This is a genomic window from Ancylobacter sp. Lp-2, from assembly GCF_020523795.1.
Taxonomy (GTDB): domain Bacteria; phylum Pseudomonadota; class Alphaproteobacteria; order Rhizobiales; family Xanthobacteraceae; genus Ancylobacter.
The window spans coordinates 269,064-285,176 of sequence record NZ_JAJALI010000005.1 but is presented as its reverse complement, the minus strand read 5'-3'; the positions used below and the strand labels follow the sequence as shown (position 1 = coordinate 285,176).

14 protein-coding genes are annotated in these 16,113 nt (G+C 68.9%); 11 read left to right on the top strand and 3 right to left on the bottom strand.

Going from position 1 to position 16,113, the window contains the following annotated elements:
* Positions 1–14 precede the first annotated feature (14 nt).
* The gene (locus LGR54_RS14810; RefSeq protein WP_230362762.1) at positions 15–1,187 is read right to left on the bottom strand and encodes a M20 aminoacylase family protein; all 1,173 of its coding nucleotides are present in this window, start codon (positions 1,185–1,187) and stop codon (positions 15–17) included.
* A 323-nt stretch (positions 1,188–1,510) separates the two neighbouring features.
* Between LGR54_RS14810 and LGR54_RS14805 the strand changes: the two genes are divergently transcribed.
* Complete coding sequence (locus tag LGR54_RS14805) at positions 1,511–2,734, top strand: DUF2778 domain-containing protein (protein WP_230362761.1); 1,224 nt, start codon at positions 1,511–1,513, stop codon at positions 2,732–2,734.
* Between the two features lie 103 nt (positions 2,735–2,837).
* Here the strand turns inward: LGR54_RS14805 and fabG are convergent, their stop codons facing one another.
* Positions 2,838–3,617 (bottom strand): 3-oxoacyl-ACP reductase FabG, encoded by a 780-nt coding sequence (gene fabG / locus LGR54_RS14800; protein WP_230362760.1) that lies wholly within the window; start codon positions 3,615–3,617, stop codon positions 2,838–2,840.
* 260 nt (positions 3,618–3,877) lie between these two features.
* Between fabG and LGR54_RS14795 the strand changes: the two genes are divergently transcribed.
* The 8 genes from LGR54_RS14795 (at position 3,878) to LGR54_RS14760 (ending at position 12,392) form a co-directional block, all read left to right on the top strand.
* A complete protein-coding gene (locus tag LGR54_RS14795) occupies positions 3,878–5,041 on the top strand; it encodes a PotD/PotF family extracellular solute-binding protein (RefSeq protein ID WP_230362759.1) in 1,164 nt (387 codons plus the stop codon).
* Between the two features lie 393 nt (positions 5,042–5,434).
* Positions 5,435–6,541, top strand: a complete 1,107-nt coding sequence (locus LGR54_RS14790; protein WP_230362758.1) for an ABC transporter ATP-binding protein — start codon at positions 5,435–5,437, stop codon at positions 6,539–6,541.
* A 10-nt stretch (positions 6,542–6,551) separates the two neighbouring features.
* Complete coding sequence (locus LGR54_RS14785) at positions 6,552–7,457, top strand: ABC transporter permease (RefSeq protein ID WP_230362757.1); 906 nt, start codon at positions 6,552–6,554, stop codon at positions 7,455–7,457.
* 3 nt (positions 7,458–7,460) lie between these two features.
* Positions 7,461–8,273, top strand: coding sequence for an ABC transporter permease (locus LGR54_RS14780; protein WP_230362756.1), 813 nt, complete (start codon positions 7,461–7,463; stop codon positions 8,271–8,273).
* Positions 8,270–9,076 carry a DeoR/GlpR family DNA-binding transcription regulator gene (locus LGR54_RS14775; protein WP_214008583.1) on the top strand — a complete coding sequence of 269 codons (807 nt, stop codon included), beginning with the start codon at positions 8,270–8,272 and terminating at the stop codon, positions 9,074–9,076. The genes LGR54_RS14780 and LGR54_RS14775 overlap by 4 nt, the downstream gene beginning before the upstream one ends.
* 5 nt (positions 9,077–9,081) lie before the next feature.
* Positions 9,082–9,978 (top strand): proline iminopeptidase-family hydrolase, encoded by an 897-nt coding sequence (locus LGR54_RS14770; RefSeq protein WP_230362755.1) that lies wholly within the window; start codon positions 9,082–9,084, stop codon positions 9,976–9,978.
* A gap of 72 nt (positions 9,979–10,050) precedes the next feature.
* On the top strand, positions 10,051–11,061 hold the full coding sequence (locus tag LGR54_RS14765) for a phosphotransferase enzyme family protein (protein WP_230362754.1): 1,011 nt from the start codon (positions 10,051–10,053) through the stop codon (positions 11,059–11,061).
* A gap of 8 nt (positions 11,062–11,069) precedes the next feature.
* Positions 11,070–12,392: an aspartate aminotransferase family protein gene (locus LGR54_RS14760; protein WP_230362753.1), complete on the top strand. Its 1,323-nt coding sequence runs from the start codon at positions 11,070–11,072 to the stop codon at positions 12,390–12,392.
* Here LGR54_RS14760 and LGR54_RS14755 read toward each other — a convergent pair whose 3' ends face one another.
* Positions 12,393–13,055 (bottom strand): adenosylcobinamide amidohydrolase, encoded by a 663-nt coding sequence (locus LGR54_RS14755; protein ID WP_230362752.1) that lies wholly within the window; start codon positions 13,053–13,055, stop codon positions 12,393–12,395.
* 138 nt (positions 13,056–13,193) lie between these two features.
* On the opposite strand from LGR54_RS14755, the gene LGR54_RS14750 reads away from it, so the two are divergent.
* Positions 13,194–15,350, top strand: a complete 2,157-nt coding sequence (locus LGR54_RS14750; protein ID WP_230362751.1) for a VTT domain-containing protein — start codon at positions 13,194–13,196, stop codon at positions 15,348–15,350.
* A gap of 16 nt (positions 15,351–15,366) precedes the next feature.
* Positions 15,367–16,107, top strand: coding sequence for an endonuclease/exonuclease/phosphatase family protein (locus tag LGR54_RS14745; RefSeq protein ID WP_230362750.1), 741 nt, complete (start codon positions 15,367–15,369; stop codon positions 16,105–16,107).
* The last annotated feature ends 6 nt before the right edge of the window (positions 16,108–16,113 follow it).

Below are 16,113 nucleotides of genomic sequence, written 5' to 3'. Positions count from 1 at the left end.
GAGGCCGTTGCGTCTCAGCCCGCCGGCGCCAGCAGGCGGTGTACCAGATTGACCCAGTAGGACGCGCCGACCGGCAGCAGCGCGTCGTTGAAGTCGTACTGGGCATTGTGCAGGTTCGGCCCCGGGCCGCTGGCGAGGCACAGATAGGCGCCGGGCACCTTCTCCAGCATGTAGGCGAAGTCCTCCGCCGCCATGATCGGAGGGAAATCGGTGACGACGTTCGCGTCCCCGCTGGTGGCGCGCGCGGCGGCGAAAGCCTCCTCGAGCTCGGCGCGGTGATTGACCATCGCGGGGTAGCGGCGCTGGTAGTTGATGGTGATCCCGGTTCCCGTCGCCGCGCCGATGCCGGCGCAGATCGCCTTGAAGCGGGTCTCGACCAGATCGCGTACCTCGCGGGTGAAGGTGCGCGCCGTGCCGCGCAGCACCACCTCGTCGGGGATGACGTTCCAGGTGTCGCCGCCATGGATCTGGGTGACGGTGACCACCGCCGCCTCCGCCGGGTCGACGCTGCGCGAGACGATGGATTGCAGCGCACCGACCAGCTGGGCAGCCGCCAGCACCGGATCGATGCCGCGATGCGGCATCGCCGCATGGGCGCCGCGCCCGCCGACCTTCACCTCGAAGATGTCGAAGGCGGCGAACATCGGCCCCGGCCGGCCGAGGAAGCTGCCGAATTCGGCATTCGGCCAGTTGTGCAGGCCGTAGACCGCCTGCATCGGGAACCGCTCGAACAGGCCCTCCTCGACCATCACCTTGCCGCCGCCCTCGTTCTCCTCCGCCGGCTGGAAGATGAAATGCACCGTGCCGGCGAAATCGGGATCGGCGGCGAGGTGCCGGGCGGCGCCGAGCAGCATGGTCATGTGGCCGTCATGGCCGCAGGCGTGCATCTTGCCGGGGGTGGTCGAGCGCCAGGGCAGGTTGGTGGCCTCGGTGATGTCGAGGGCGTCGATATCGGCGCGCAGGCCGATGGCGGGGCCCGGCCCGCGGCGCCCGTGCAGCGTAGCGACCAGCCCGGTGCCGGCGAGGCCGCGATGCGGCTCGAGCCCGAAATCCTGCAGCCGGGCGGCGAGGAAGTCGCTGGTGCGGTGCTCCTCGAAGGCGGTTTCGGGGAAGCTGTGCAACGCGCGCCGCCAGGCCGTCATCTCGTGGCGGCGGGCCGCCAGGGCCGGAATGATGCCGTCGCTCATGCGCGTCGTCCTTTTTCTTGCCATTCTGATCGCTAGTTTGGCCGCGTGGCTTATGGCACGGACGCCGGGGTTCGCACGAGGGCGGAACCCGGCACTGCGCCTCGCCGGAACAGTGGTATTGCGCGGTGGACCGCGCGCTGGTGGAATACCGGCTCTGCGTTTCACGTTTGCATTGCCGGCGGATATCAATAAATTGCTTACCAAGTTTCGCTATGGATTCACGCCCAGTAAGCCTGCCTCGTCAGAAGGTGGGAGCGTGATCGATCGATGCGGCGACGTCATTCGCAACGCATCGGCGGTGTGAATGTGGGTTTTGGGGAGTTATGGGCAGAAAAGCTCGCACCCGTGGTTTCGGCACGCGCGCGCCGGTGGCGCCGAAGCCTGTCCGTCCTCGCTGGCACTTCGTCACCGCGCTGATCATCGGCGCGGGCGGTGCTGCCGCGACCGCGGCCGTGTCGTTCGGCGCCGCCTGGGTGCCGTCCTCCACCTCTTCCTCTGAGCTGCGCGTGATCGAGGCGAGCGCCGTGGCCGGCTTGTCCGGCATCGGCCGCGCGCCGGTCAATCTTCCGCCGCCCATGCCGGAGGACACTCCGTTCGAAATGGCGGCGCCGCCGATGAAGATGGAGGCGAGCGTCCGCGAGATCCGCAATTTCCAGTCCTCCGGTATCGTCGCGCTGGCGCCGAACTGGATTTTCGGGACGGAGATGCAGATGCCGCAGCGCGCGCCCGGCCAGAGCGTGGCGAGCGCGGCGCTACCGGACGCTTCCGACCTCGCCGGCAGCGCGACGCCGAAGGGCGCGGTGGTGGCGATGGCCCATGCGGTGCCGTTGCCGACCTCCGATCCGCGTGGCGCCGGCCGCAGCAAGACCGCCGCCGTGCCGGCGGACGATGCCCCGGACGCGATGGCCTCCGGCGACCTCGCCGCCGAGATGCCGAAGCCGGAGAAGAACCCGCTCGCCCGCAAGGTGCGCCTCGCCTCGCTGTCGACCGGCGAAGGTGAGCTCGATCTCGGGCCGACCGAGCCGCCGCAGGTGACGCCGGAAGAGGCGAACACCATCCCGATGTCCAGCGCCGAGGTGCGTCTGCCCAGGTCCGGCGATCGCTTCGCCGTCTACGACATCGTCGGCCAGACCGTGTACATGCCGGATGGCACCAAGTTCGAGGCGCATTCGGGCTATGGCGACAAGTTCGACGACCCGCGCCACATCTCGGTGAAGATGCTCGGGCCGACGCCGCCCAACACCTACCGCCTGACCATGCGCGAATCGCTGTTCCACGGCGTCGAGGCGCTCCGGATGACGCCGGTCGGCAAGGAGCCGATGTATGGCCGTAACGGCATCCTGACCCACACCTATCTGCTGGGCGCGCGCGGCGATTCCAACGGCTGCATCTCGTTCAAGAACTACGAGGCGTTCCTCGCCCACTGGAAGAAGGGCAAGGTCGACCACATGGTGGTGGTGGCCCGCCTGCCCAACGACCTGAAGCCGAACAAGGGCGTCGGCTCCATGTTTGCCTGGCTGAAGCCGAAGAGCGCGCGCACCGACTAAGCACCGGGGGCGACGCGCGCCGGGAGAAGAATAAAGGGCACCGCCGCGGCGGTGCCCTTTTCGTTTGCACGGAGGGTGTCGGGCGCGGAGGCGCCCACCCGCCTCAGGCGGTGCCCATCTCGTCGAGCGCCATCGGCGATTCCGGCAGGATCTGCCCGCCATCGATGGAGAGCCCTTGCCCGGTGATGTAGCCGGCCTCCTCGGAGGCGAAGAACAGCGCGGCATTGGCGATGTCGAACACGCTGCCGAGCTTCTTCATCGGCACGCAGGCGGCGGTGGAGGCGATATAGGCCTCGCCCATGCCGTCCATGCCCTCGGTGTGGATGTTGCCGGGCATCACCGCGTTGACGGTGATGTTCCACGGCGCCAGCTCGATCGCCGCCGTGCGCATGAAGCCGAGCTGCCCGGCCTTGGAGGCGCCGTAATGCGACCAGCCCGGGAAGCCGGTGATCGGCCCGGTGATCGACGAGGTCAGCACGATGCGGCCCTGCTTCTGCGCCTTCATCTGCGGCAGCACCGCCGAGACCGACAGGAAGGTGCCCTTGAGGTTGGTGCCGATCACGTGGTCGAAGTCGGCCTCGGTCATCTCGCCGAGCTTGGCGGCGGGAAAGATGCCGGCATTGGCGCAGAGCACGTCGATGGAGCCGTAGCGGGCGACGGCGGTGGCGGCCATGGCGTCGCAATCCCCGACGCGGGTGACGTCGGCGGCAAAGCCGGAGGCGTTGGGGCCGATCTCGGCGGCGACCTTCTCGGCCTCGGCGAGCGAGCGGCTGACCACCAGCACATTGAGGCCGGCCTGACCGAAACGCAGCGCGATGCCGCGCCCGATTCCCTTGCTGGCGCCGGTGACGATGACCGTCTTGCCTGCGAGCGGCGTGAACATGTGACGTAAGTTCCCTTGGAAAATTAAGTGTTTTCAATCGATTGAAAGAACGTGGCGCAGGCCTGCGGCGCTCGGTGCCGAAAGTCTGCGCTGCCTGTCTTTTGATCAGGGTGCGATGCAAAATTGATGTTGTAAAGCCCAAATCGAGATGTTTAGGATCTCACAAACTCCAACATCAGAACCACATTCTCGCGGTTCCGATGCGGCACGGCTTGCGCGGCCGGACGAGGTTCGCGCCACCATAAAGAGGGGACTTCGAGATGGCAGGCAATTCGGCGGGCATTTCCAGAAGGTCGATGCTGCAGGGCATAGCGGCCGGCGCCGGCGCGCTGGCGGCGGGGCCGCTGCTCGGCACCGGCAGCGCGTGGGCGGCGCGCGAGAAGGAGCTGAACATCCTGTGCTGGGAGGGCTACAACTCCGCCCAGGTGCTGGATCCGTTCCGCTCCAAGACCGGCGCCACGGTGAAGGCCGAGAGCCTGACCAACGACCCGACCATGATCAACCGGCTGCGCGCCGGCGAGATCAACACCTGGGACCTGATCAACGTCAACAATCCCTGGGCGCGCAAGGTGATGCTACCCGAGAAGCTGATCAAGCCGCTGCCGAAGGCGGAGTTCGAGCCGTTCTTCGCCAAGATGCTCCCCGAGTTCAAATGGCCCTATAAGTGGGCGATGAGCGAGGATGGCAACGACCTGCTCGGCATGGTGCAGCGCTTCGGGCCCTACAGCTTCGTCGTCAACACCGACAAGGTCAGCCGCAAGACCGCCGAGGAGACCGGCTGGGACCTGTTCAACGACCCTGCGCTGGCCGGCAAATACGGCATCCTGGAATCCGACGACTGGAACGTGTTCAACATCTTCGTCGTCGCCGGCATCGACCCGTTCAAGGTCCACACGCCGGAGGAGATGACCAAGTTCGAGGAAACCGCCAAGCGGGTGTTCAAGGGCGCCAAGCTGATCGGCGACATCGCCTCGATGAACCAGGCGCTGATCTCCGGCGAGATCGACCTGCACCTCACCGGCGGCACCTATTCGGTCTCGCCGGCGCGCGCCGACGGCCATCCGAACCTGCGCGCCATCACCCCGCTGAAGGGGCCGCTGGCCGGAGGCAAGGGCGGCATCTCCTGGATCGAGGTGACCTCGACGGTCAACAACCCGAACCTGTCGCCGCTGGCGCTGGACTTCCTGAAATATGTGCAGGCGCCGGAAGTGGCGCACACCGTGGCCTTCGCCGAGGGCACCTTCAACCCGGTGGCGCAGATGGGCAACAAGGCCTGCTTCGACCTGTTCACCAAGGAGGAGCTCGACGCCATCCAGTGGGACAGCCTGGAGGAAGAGATGGCGCGCTCGGTCGAGTACGACATCGTGCCGGACTACGACAAGGCGCTCGACATCATGAACGCCGCCAAGCGGTTGAGGGGGTGAGCCTGCGCGGGGAGCTGGAAGGCATCCCCGCTTCGGCCGCTCGCTCTCCCGTCAAGGTCGGAGGTGTCCGACGTTGATCCTTCGCGAGAATCGAATGCGACTCCGGTCGCATTCGGGGAGAGGGGTCGGTGAGGGGCTTTCGACGTCCCGCAACGTCGTCGCCCCTCACCGACCCGCTTCTCAGCCCACCTCTCCGTCGAAACCGGATGTTTCCGGCTTCGACCTCGCCGGAACGGCACCCGGCAACGGCCGGGCGGCGGTGGGGAGAGGATAAGACAGGGAGGCGCGCAGGCGGCTCCCGCCCTGCCGCCGTCGCTCCTGCCTGCGGCCCGGCATCCATGATTTCACGCCCGCGGCGGCGCTCCCGCCGCCGGCCCAGCCTTGGAAGACCCCATGCTTCAGACCCTGCCCGCCGCCGCCGCCACCGACGAGGCCCCGTCGCGGCCGATCCTCCAGCTGGTCGGCGTGCGAAAAGTGTTCGGCGGCTTCGCGGCGGTGGAGGGCATCGACCTCGACGTGCGCGAGGGCGAGTTCCTCACCATCGTCGGCCCGTCCGGCTCCGGCAAGACCACGCTGCTGCGCATGCTCGCCGGCATGGACCAGCCGAGCGAGGGCAACATCACCCTGCGCGGCGAGCTGATCAACGACATGCCGCCGAACAAGCGGCCGACCTGCCTGGTCTTCCAGTCGCTCGCCCTGTTCCCGCACAAGAGCGTGGGCGAGAACATCGCCTTCGCGCTCAAGGTGAAGGGCGTCGATGCCGCCACGCGCAAGAAGCGGGCGCTGGAGCTGATGCGCATCGTTCGTTTGCCGGATAACTACCACGACAAGAACGTGATGAAGTGCTCGGGCGGCGAGCGCCAGCGCGTCGCGCTGGCCCGCGCCTTCGCCTATGACCCCGAGGTGCTGTTCTTCGACGAGCCGCTCTCTGCCCTCGACTACAAGCTGAAGAAGGCACTGGAGAAGGAGCTGAAGGACCTGCACCGGGAGACCGGCAAGACCTTCATCTACATCACCCATTCGCTGGAGGAGGCGATGGTGATGAGCGACCGCATCGGCGTGATGCGCGCCGGCAAGCTGGTGCAGGTCGGCACGCCGGAGGAGATTTACGGCGCCCCGGTCGACCGCTTCGTGTCGGAATTCGTCGGCGAGGTGAACACGCTGAAGATGAAGCGCGCCGGTGCCGAGTGGCACGGCGTCGACGTGCCCGGCACCTTCACGCTGAGCCCGCCGAAGGACGGCGCGAGCCTGGACGAGGCCTTCGTGGTGATCCGGCCGGAATATATGCGCTTCCTCGCCCCCGGCGAGCGGGCCGATAACCAGCTCACCGGCACGGTCTACAACGAATACTCGCTCGGCTCGCGCATCCAGTACCAGATCCGCGTTGGCGAGAAGGTGATGCTCGCCGAGCTGTCGCGCGCCCGCGCGCTCGCCCCCGGCGCCTCGTCCGAGGTGACGATCGGCTGGGACGCCGCCGACGCCTTCACGCTGGGCAGCTGAGGAGGAGACGATGGCCGACATCGCACTCGCCCACGCTCCCGAGACCGCCCGAGAGCTCCGCCACGCCCGCCGCCTCTCGGTCGGCGCGCGCTGCGCGCTGCCCGTCGCGGTGCTGCTCGCCATCGGCTTCCTGGCGCCGATGGTGGCGATCCTCGCCTATTCCTTCGCGACGCCGCGCAGCTTCGACGTGTTCCGCTCCTTCACGCTGGAGAACTTCGCCAGCCTGTTCGATCCGACCAATACGGTGTGGCTGTCCTTCGCCTGGTCGGTCGGCTTCGCGCTGTTCACCGTCGCCATCCTGGCGGTGATCGCCTACCCGATCGCCTATGGGCTGAACGCGGTGTTCGGCCGCTGGGCGGGCTTCGTCAGCGTGCTGTTCGTATTCCCGCTCTTCGTGTCGGAGAATGTGCGGCTCTATGGCTGGGTGCTGTTCTTCATCAAGAACGGTGTGCTCGACGGCACGCTGAAATGGCTGGGCTTTTCCGGCGGGCCGGAGGTGCTGTACACGCCGGGTGTCACCCTGTTCGGCATGGCCTACACCTATCTGCCCTTCATGCTGTTCCCGATGACGCTGGGCCTCGCCCTGGTGCCGCGCGACCTCGTGGATGCGGCGCGGGATCTGGGCGCCGGGCGGCTGTTCATCTGGCGCGAGATCGAATTGCCGCTGGCCATGCCCGGCATCCTCATCGGCATGCTGCTCACCTTCGTGCTGGCGGTGGGCGCCACGGCGGAGGCGAAGATCCTCGGCGGCCAGTCGATCATCGTGATCTCGCACGACATCGAGATTGCCTTCACCTATTCGCAGAACTGGCCGCTCGGCTCGGCGCTGGCCGTGGTGGTGAGCGTGTTCATCGCGGCGCTGACCCTCGTCGCGCTGTCGAAGCTCGATCTCGACCGCATGCTGGGGAGGCGCTGAGCCATGGCAACCACACCGGCGGTCGCCCGCAGGCGCACCAACACGCTGATCTGGATCTGGACGGTGTTCGTCCTGGTCGCCGTCTACCTGCCCATCGTCTGCGGCGCGCTGGCGAGCTTCAACAAGAGCCGCTATTTCGGCTTTCCGATCAAGGTCTACGCCACCGAGTGGTGGCAGAAGACCCTCGATTCCATCGAGATCGGCATGCTGGTGCGCAACTCCATTGCCATCGCCCTGCTGGTCACGGTGATCTCGGTGGTGATCGCCACCTTCGGCGCGCTGGCCTTCGCCCGCTACGACTGGAAGGGACGGCGGCTCTACCAGAAGCTGATCGTGCTGCCGATCTTCTTCCCGCAGCCGGTGCTCGGCCTCGCGCTGCTGCTCGGCTTCAACGCGGTGGGCATCCAGACCTCCTGGCTGACGGCGGTGTTCGCGCATCTGGTCTGGATCGTGCCGGTGGTGACGCTGGTCATCGCCATCCAGGTGTATGGCTTCGACCCGTCGCTGGAGGAGGCGGCCTACGACCTCGGCTGCACGCGCACGCAGGTGTTCCGCGAGGTGACGCTGCCGCTGCTGTGGCCGGGCATCTGGTCGGGCATGCTGTTCGCGTTCCTCCTGTCGTGGAGCAACTTCCCGCTGTCGCTCTACACGGCGGGTGCCGACAGCACGATCCCGAAATGGCTCTACGCCAAGATGGTGGCCGGCTACACGCCGATGGTGCCGGCGCTCGGCACCATGGCGACGCTGGGCGCGGCGAGCCTGCTGCTCGGCGGCGGACTGGTGATGCTGCTCCTGCGCAGGCGGCAACCGGCATGAGCGACGCGTCCGACACGCTAGGCGATCGCCGCCGGCCGCGCCTCGACAAGGCGGCGCGGCAGGAACGCATCCTCGCCGAGATGCGGGCCACCGCGACGCTGCGGGTCGGCGACCTCGCCGCCGACCTCGCCGTCTCCACCGAGACCATACGCCGCGACCTGTTCGAATTGCAGGAGCGCGGGCTGATCAACCGCACCTATGGCGGCGCGGTGCGCCCGCTCGGCGCCGAGGCGGCGGTGACCGAGCGCCACCGCATGATGGTGGAGGAGCGCGAGGCGATCGCGGCGCGGGCGGTGAAGTTCATCAAGCCGCAGGAGGTGATCGCCATTGGCGCCGGCGCCACCACCACCCATGTCGCCCGCCGCATGGCCGCCGAGTGCCGCGACCTCACGGTGATCACCCATTCCTTCTCGGTGGCCACCGTGTTGGCCGCCAACCCGACCATCGACGTCATCCTCTGCCCCGGCCACTACAACGGCCGCGAGGGCATGATGGTGGGGGTGGAGACCATCGAGTTCCTGCAGAGCTACAACGTCAACCGGGCGATCCTCGGCGTCTCCGGCATCACCCCGGAAGGCCTCGCCGATGCCGAGGCGCCGGCCGCCTGGGTCTACAAGGCGATGATGAACCGGGCGGAGGAGACCATCATCGTCTCCGATCACCAGAAATTCGACGTGCCCTCGCTCGCCATCTGGGCGCGGGTGCCGGACGTGCAGCGCCTCGTCACCGATCGGGCGCCGGACGGCGCGCTCGCCCGCGCGCTCGCCCGCGCCGGCGTCGAGGTCTCGGTGGCCGGAAAGTAGGGATCATGTGGCAGCAGAAGCCCGCCGATGAGCGGATCGAGATCACGGTCGACGGCCATAAGGTCGTCGCCTACAGCTATGGCGCCGGCGAGGAGGTCGTCTTCCTGTTGAACGGTGGGCCGGGCCTGCCCTGCGACTATCTGCGCGACGCGCATTCCTTCCTCGCCGATCACGGCTATCGCGTCGTCGCCTTCGACCAGCTCGGCTGCGGCGCCTCCGACAAGCCGGACGACGCCTCGCTGTGGCGCATCGAGCGCTATGTCGAGGAAGTCGAGACGGTGCGCACCACGCTCGGGCTCGGCCGGGTGCATCTCCTCGGCCATAGTTGGGGCGGCTGGCTCGCCATCGACTATGCGCTGGCCTATCCGCAGGTCTTGAAGACGCTGATCCTCGAGGACACCGCCGCCGACCTGCCGCATCTGATGGCTGAGATGCACCGTTTGCGCGCCGCGCTGGGACCGGAAACGGTGGAGATGCTGCTCGCCCATGAGGCGGACGGTTCCTATGACCACCCCGAATACCAGGCGGCGATCACGCTGCTGAACTACCGCCACGTGTGCCGGTTGCAGGAGTGGCCGGCGCCGCTGATGGCCTCGCTCTCCGACTGGAACATGGCGCCCTACATGGCGATGCAGGGGCCGAACGAATTCCTCTATATCGGCAACCTCAAGGACTGGAACCGCACGGCGGACCTCCACAAGATTGCCTGCCCGGCGCTGATCACCGTCGGCCGGCACGACGAGATCACCCCCGCCTGCGCGCTGCGCATGAAGCAGAACCTCACCCAGGCCGAGATGGCGGTGTTCGCCAATTCCAGCCACATGCCGTTCTACGAGGAGCCGGCCGCCTACGATGCGCGCCTGCTCGCCTTCCTCGGCAAGCACCGGGGAGGCGCCGCGTGAGCACCTCATCGAGCTGGCACACTGGGCTCCCTGCCGCCTTTGCCGTCCCGTGCATCCTGATGAAGCATGACCATGACCGATACCATGTATAGCGACGACTTCCTCGGCCGGCTCGAGGCGAGCCTGCGCGCCGCGCTGCCGCGCTGGGACCTGTCGCCGGCGAGCGACGTGAAGCTGCTCACCATCTCCGAGAACGCCACCTTCCGCGCCCGCGATGCCGCCAGCGGCCGCGAGCTGGTGCTGCGGGTGCACCGGCCCGGCTACCATTCGCGCGCCGAGATCGCTTCCGAGCTCGCCTGGCTGGGCGCGCTCGGCGGCGAGGGCGTGGTGGCGACGCTCACCCCGGTGCCGCTCGCCGACGGCACGCTGATCGCCGATCTCGACGATGGCGGCGTGACCCGGCACGCGGTGGCCTTCGAACTGGTCGCGGGCAAGGAGCCGGCCGAGGGCGAGGACCTGCCGCGCTGGTTCCACGAGCTTGGCGCCATCAATGCCCGGCTGCACGCCCATGCCAAGGGCTGGGCTCGGCCGGACGGCTTCGTGCGTAAGCGCTGGGACTATGACGCCATGCTCGGCGAGGTGCTGCTCTGGGGCGACTGGCGTGCCGGCCTCGGCCTCGATGCCGAGGGGCGGGCGGTGCTTGAAGACGTCGCGGCGCTCTTGAAGCAGAAGGTCGACGCCTACGGCACCGGCGAGGACCGCTTCGGCCTCGTCCATGCCGATATGCGGGTCGCCAATCTGCTGGTCGACGGCGATACGCTGTCGGTGATCGATTTCGACGATTGCGGCTTCTCCTGGTACCTCTACGACTTCGCCGCCGCCATCAGCTTCACCGAGCACGAGCCTTATATCCCCGAGCTGCAACGCGCCTGGATCGCCGGCTACCGCACCGTGGCGCCGCTGTCGGACGAGGAGTGCGCCATCCTGCCGGTGTTCATCATGCTCCGGCGCATGTTGCTCACCGCCTGGGTCGCCTCGCATGCGGAGACCCCGACCGCGCAGGCGATGGGCGAGGCTTATACGCACGGCACGGTGGCGCTTGGCCGCGCCTTCCTCGAAACCCATGGGAGGGCGGCCTCGTGACGAGCCCGATGAAGAAGAGTCCGGAACTGCAGATCCTGTCGCTCAACGCCTTTTCCGGCGAGGGCGCGGCGCTGCCGCCGGACATCGCGGCGCTGGTCGCGCGGCGCCAGCGTGCCTTCGGCGCTGGTTCGGTACTGTTCTACGACGTGCCGCTGAAGGTGGTGAAGGCGGAGGGGCCGTATCTCCACGCTTCCGACGGGCGGGCCTATCTCGATTTCTACAACAACGTGCCGACCGTCGGGCATTGCCATCCCAAGGTGGTGGAGGCGGTGCGCAAGCAGGTCGCCGAGTTCAACATCCACTCGCGCTACCTGTTCGATGTCTCGCACGACTATGCCGAGAAGCTGCTCGCCACCTTTCCGCAAGCGCTGTCGAACCTGGTGCTCACCTGCACGGGGAGCGAGAGCAACGACCTCGCGCTGCGCATCGCCCGGCGGGCGACCGGCGGTGCCGGCTTCGTGGTGACGCAGACCGCTTATCACGGCAACACGTCGGCGGTGACCGAGGTCTCGCCCTCCTCCTATCGCAACGGCACGCCGCCGCCGCATGTACGCATGGTGCCGCCGCCCGATCCGGCGGTGTTCGGCAACGATGTCGGGCGTGGCTTCGCCGAGGCGGTGGCCGGTGCCATCGCCGCCATGGAGGCGGACGGCATCCGCTTCGCCGGCCTGCTGGTCGATACGATCTTCTCCTCCGACGGCGTGTTCGCCGATCCGTCCGGCTTCCTCAAGGAGGCCGTCGAGGTGACGCGCAAGGCGGGCGGCCTGTTCATCGCCGACGAGGTGCAGCCCGGCTTCGGGCGCACCGGGGCGGGCATGTGGGGCTTTTCCCGTCACGGCGTCGAGCCGGACATCGTCACCATGGGCAAGCCGATGGGCAATGGCTACCCGGTGGCGGGGCTGGTGACGCGGCCGCAGCTGCTCGCCGATTTCTGCGCCGATTTTGGCTATTTCAACACCTTCGCCGCCAGCCCAGTGGCCGCCGCCGCCGCGCTCGCGGTGCTGGAGGCCATCGAGGAGGACGGGCTGATCGCCAATGCCGACCGCGTCGGCCGCCACCTCAAGGCGCGGCTGACGCATCTGATGGGCAAGACGCCGATCACCGCGGTGCGCGGGGCCGGGCTCTATCTCGGCGTCGCCTTCGGCGACGAGAGCGGGCCGCGCGCGGACATCGCCAAGGCGCTGATCAACGGGCTGAAGCAGAAGGGCATCCTGATCGGCGCTGCCGGCCAGTTCGGCAATGTCTTGAAGATCCGCCCGCCGCTCTGCGTTGGCATAGAGCATGCCGACCGGCTGGCCGACGCGCTCACGGAGCTGCTGGCCGCCGCCTGATCAGCCGCGCGCGGCGATCCAGTCGGCGACGGCGAGGCGGGTCGCTTCCTCGACGCAGGCGCCGATCGCCTCGCCGATGGCGGTGTGCATGCCGGCATAGGCCTGCGGCACGCCATCGAGCGGTGCCGCCATGACGATGCAGTCGGTGCCGGTGCCGGTGACCGCCTGCCGGCCGCCGGGACGGCGATAGCCGGCCTCGAGGATCGCCACGGTGCGCGCCTGCGCCACCAGCGAGGCGGCCTCCAGCAGCGCCGCGTCGGTCAGTGGCACCGAGGCGCGGCAGAAGATGTTGACGGTGCCGACCAGTGCCGGCGCCGCCGGATGCCGGGTGCCGACCCGCTCTCCATTGTTCAGCCCGGCGGTCACCACGCATTCGGCCCGCGCGCCGTCCACCTCCGCGCCGCAACGGACATAGGAGGCGACGTCGCGGGCGGTGAGCAGGCCGACCGCGCCGTGGAGCTTTGCGGCGTCGAGCGCATCGGCGAACCACGCCGCCGGATCGAGATCGGCGGTCAGCTCGTCCCGTCCCACCTGTCGCCAGGCGACGAGAGCGGCGTCCACCAGCCCCGGCCGGTTGAGTGACCAGCTCACCATGCGGTGCGGCCCCGGCAGGCGCAGCACCAGCCAGGGGGGATCGCAGCCTATGTCGAGCGTCGCGGTCATCTCTCCTGCGCTGTAGCAGCGCCGGCCGGCTCTGGCGAGGGCGTCGCCAACCGCCGGCCGGGCGGAACCGGTCGCCGCCGCGACCGTTGACGCAGGCGATCATCCGCAACTCATCCACCGATGGAGGGGCCGTCTGCCATGCTCGACTGCGTCCAGGATTTTTCGCTCGCGCCCCGAAGCGAGGCGCCCCCGGCGCCGCTGCTGCGCGAGGGCGAGAATGTCTGGCGCGTCGAGAGCGCGGCGCGGGCGGCGATGCTGGTCGACGGCGCCGCCTATTTCGGCGCGCTGCGTGCGGCGCTCCTTCACGCGCAGGACAGCGTGCTCATCGCCGGCTGGGACCTTGACAGCCGGATGCGGCTGGTGGGGTCGAGCGGGCGCGCCGAGGATGGTCTGCCCGAGACGCTAGCGGACTTCCTCACCGCGCTGGTGACGCGCCGGCCGCAGCTGCGCATCCGCCTGCTGTTATGGGACTATTCCATGGTCTTCGCCTTCGAGCGGGAGCTAATGCCGCTCTATTCCTTCCTGTGGAACACCCCGCCGCAGATCGAGATCTGCCTCGACGACGCGCTGCCCTTCGGCGCCTCGCATCACCAGAAGATCGTGGTGATCGACGACCGCGTCGCCTTCTCCGGCGGGCTCGACCTGACCGGCCGGCGCTGGGACACGCCCGAGCATTTGCCGGCGGACGAGCGGCGGGTCGATCCCTCCGGCACCGCCTATGGCGCCTTCCACGATGTGCAGATGCTGGTCGAGGGGCCGGCGGCCGCCGCGCTCGGCGACATGCTGCGCGAGCGCTGGCGCCGCGCCGCCTGCGAGCGGCTGGTCCCGCCGCGCGGCAATCCGGATGGTCCTTCCGCGCCTTCGCTCTGGCCGGACGGGGTGGAGCCGGACTTCGAGCACATCGCGGTCGGCATCGCCCGCACCCTGCCGGCGCATGATCGCGAGCCGAGCGTGCGCGAGGTCGAGGCGCTGTTCTTCGACATGATCGAGGCCGCCGAGCGCTTCATCTATATCGAGAACCAGTTCTTCACCTGCCGGCGCACCACCGAGCGGCTGATCGCCCGAATGCGGGCGCGCCCGCATCTGGAGGCGGTGGTGGCGATGCCGCGGGGCTACCGCTCCTGGTTCGAGCATCGCGCCATGGGCGTCGGTCGCGACCGGGTGATGGCCATGGTGGCGGACGCCGGGCTCTCTGATCGCCTGCGCTTCGTCTATCCCGAGGTCGGCCCCGAGGGTGCCGCCGGCCGGGTGATGGTGCATTCCAAGGTGCTGATCGTCGACGACCGGCTGATGCGCATCGGCTCGGCCAATCTGTGCAACCGCTCCATGGGCTTCGACAGCGAATGCGACCTCGCGGTGGAAGCGCGCGACGCGGCGGAGCGGGACGGCATCGCCCGGCTGCGCAACCGCCTGCTCGGCGAGCATCTCGGCCGCACTCCAGAGGAGGTCGGCGCCGCGCTGGCGCAAGGCGGTGTGGCGGAACTGCTGGATGCCCCCTCTCCGGATCGCCGTCTCGCCCCGGTACCCTATGAGCCGGAGGCCGCCGACCTGCCGCTGCCGATGATCGACGCGCTCGCCGACCCGGTCGAGCCGCTCTACGAGGAATCCGGCGTCGCCGTGCCAACCCCGCGCCGCTGGCGCATGGTGCTCGGCGTGCTGGCGGGGCTGGCGGTGATCGGCGGCCTCGCGCTGGCCTGGAGCTATTCGCCCTTCGCCGAGCCGGAGCGGCTGATGCAGGCGTTTTCCCGCCTCGCCGAGGCGCCCTGGGCGCCGCTGGCGGTGATTGTCGCCTTCGTGGTCGGCGGCTTCGTCGCCTTCCCGGTCACGCTGCTCATCGTCGCCACGGTGGCGGTGTATGGCGGCTGGGCCGGCGCGGTGCTGGCCGGCACCGGGGCGGTGGCCAGCGCGCTCGCCACCTATGCGGTGGGCCGCACGCTGGGCGCCCGGTTGGTGCGGCGCTTCATCGGCCCGCGCATCAACCGCATTCGCCGCCGCCTCGCCAATCGGGGCGTGCTGGCGGTGACCACGGTGCGGCTGGTGCCGGCGGCGCCGTTCAGCTTCGTCAATCTGGTGGCCGGCGCGGTCGGCATTCCCTTCACGGACTATCTCGCCGGCACCGTGCTCGGCCTGATGCCGGGGCTGATCGTGATGACGGCGCTCGGCCGGCAGGTGGTCGACATCCTCGTCGCCCCATCGGTGGGGGCGGTCGCGCTGCTGGTCGGCTTCCTCGCGCTGTGGATCGTGCTGTCGCTCAGCTTCCAGCTGCTGGTGAACCGCCTGCGGCCGGCCGGCTGACCGGACGGCGGGAGTTATGCACGACGTCATCCGGCTGATGAGCTGGAACATCCATGGCGGTATCGGTCCGGACCGGCGCTTCGATCTCGAACGCATCGCCGCGCTGATCGCCCGCCACAAGCCGGATATCGTCGCCTTGCAGGAGATCGACACCCGCGGGCGCGACGTCGATTGCCTCGCCCCGCTGCGCGGCCTGCGCGCGGGGTATTTCGCCGAAGCCCGCACCATCGTCGCGCCGGACGGGCATTACGGCCACGCGCTGTTCAGCCGCTGGGAGACCGCCGGGGTGGAACTGCACGACCTCTCGGTGCGCAGGCGCGAGCCGCGCTTCGCCATTTCGGCGCGCATCGCCACCGATTTCGGCGTGCTCAACGTGGTGGCGGTGCATCTCGGCCTCGCCATGGGCGAGCGGCTCGGGCAGGTGCGGGCGCTGGCGCGGCTGGGGGCGCGCCGCGGTGAGGAGCCGACGCTGATGCTCGGCGACTTCAACGACTGGGCGTCGTTCGGCGCGGTGCGCCGGCGGCTGGCGGCGGTGTTCGGCTGGCGCAGCCGCTTGCGCACCTTCCCCGCCCGCCGGCCGACGCTGCGGCTCGACCGGCTCTACTGCAATGACGGACTGGCGGTGCTGACCTGCTTCACCGATCCGGAGGCGGCGCGGGCCTCCGATCACCTGCCGGTGATCGCCGATGTGCGGTTGACGTCGGAGGGGAGGCCCGCACGGAACCGTGACGTGCCGCCATACATTGTCCCGCCGTGAGGCGGC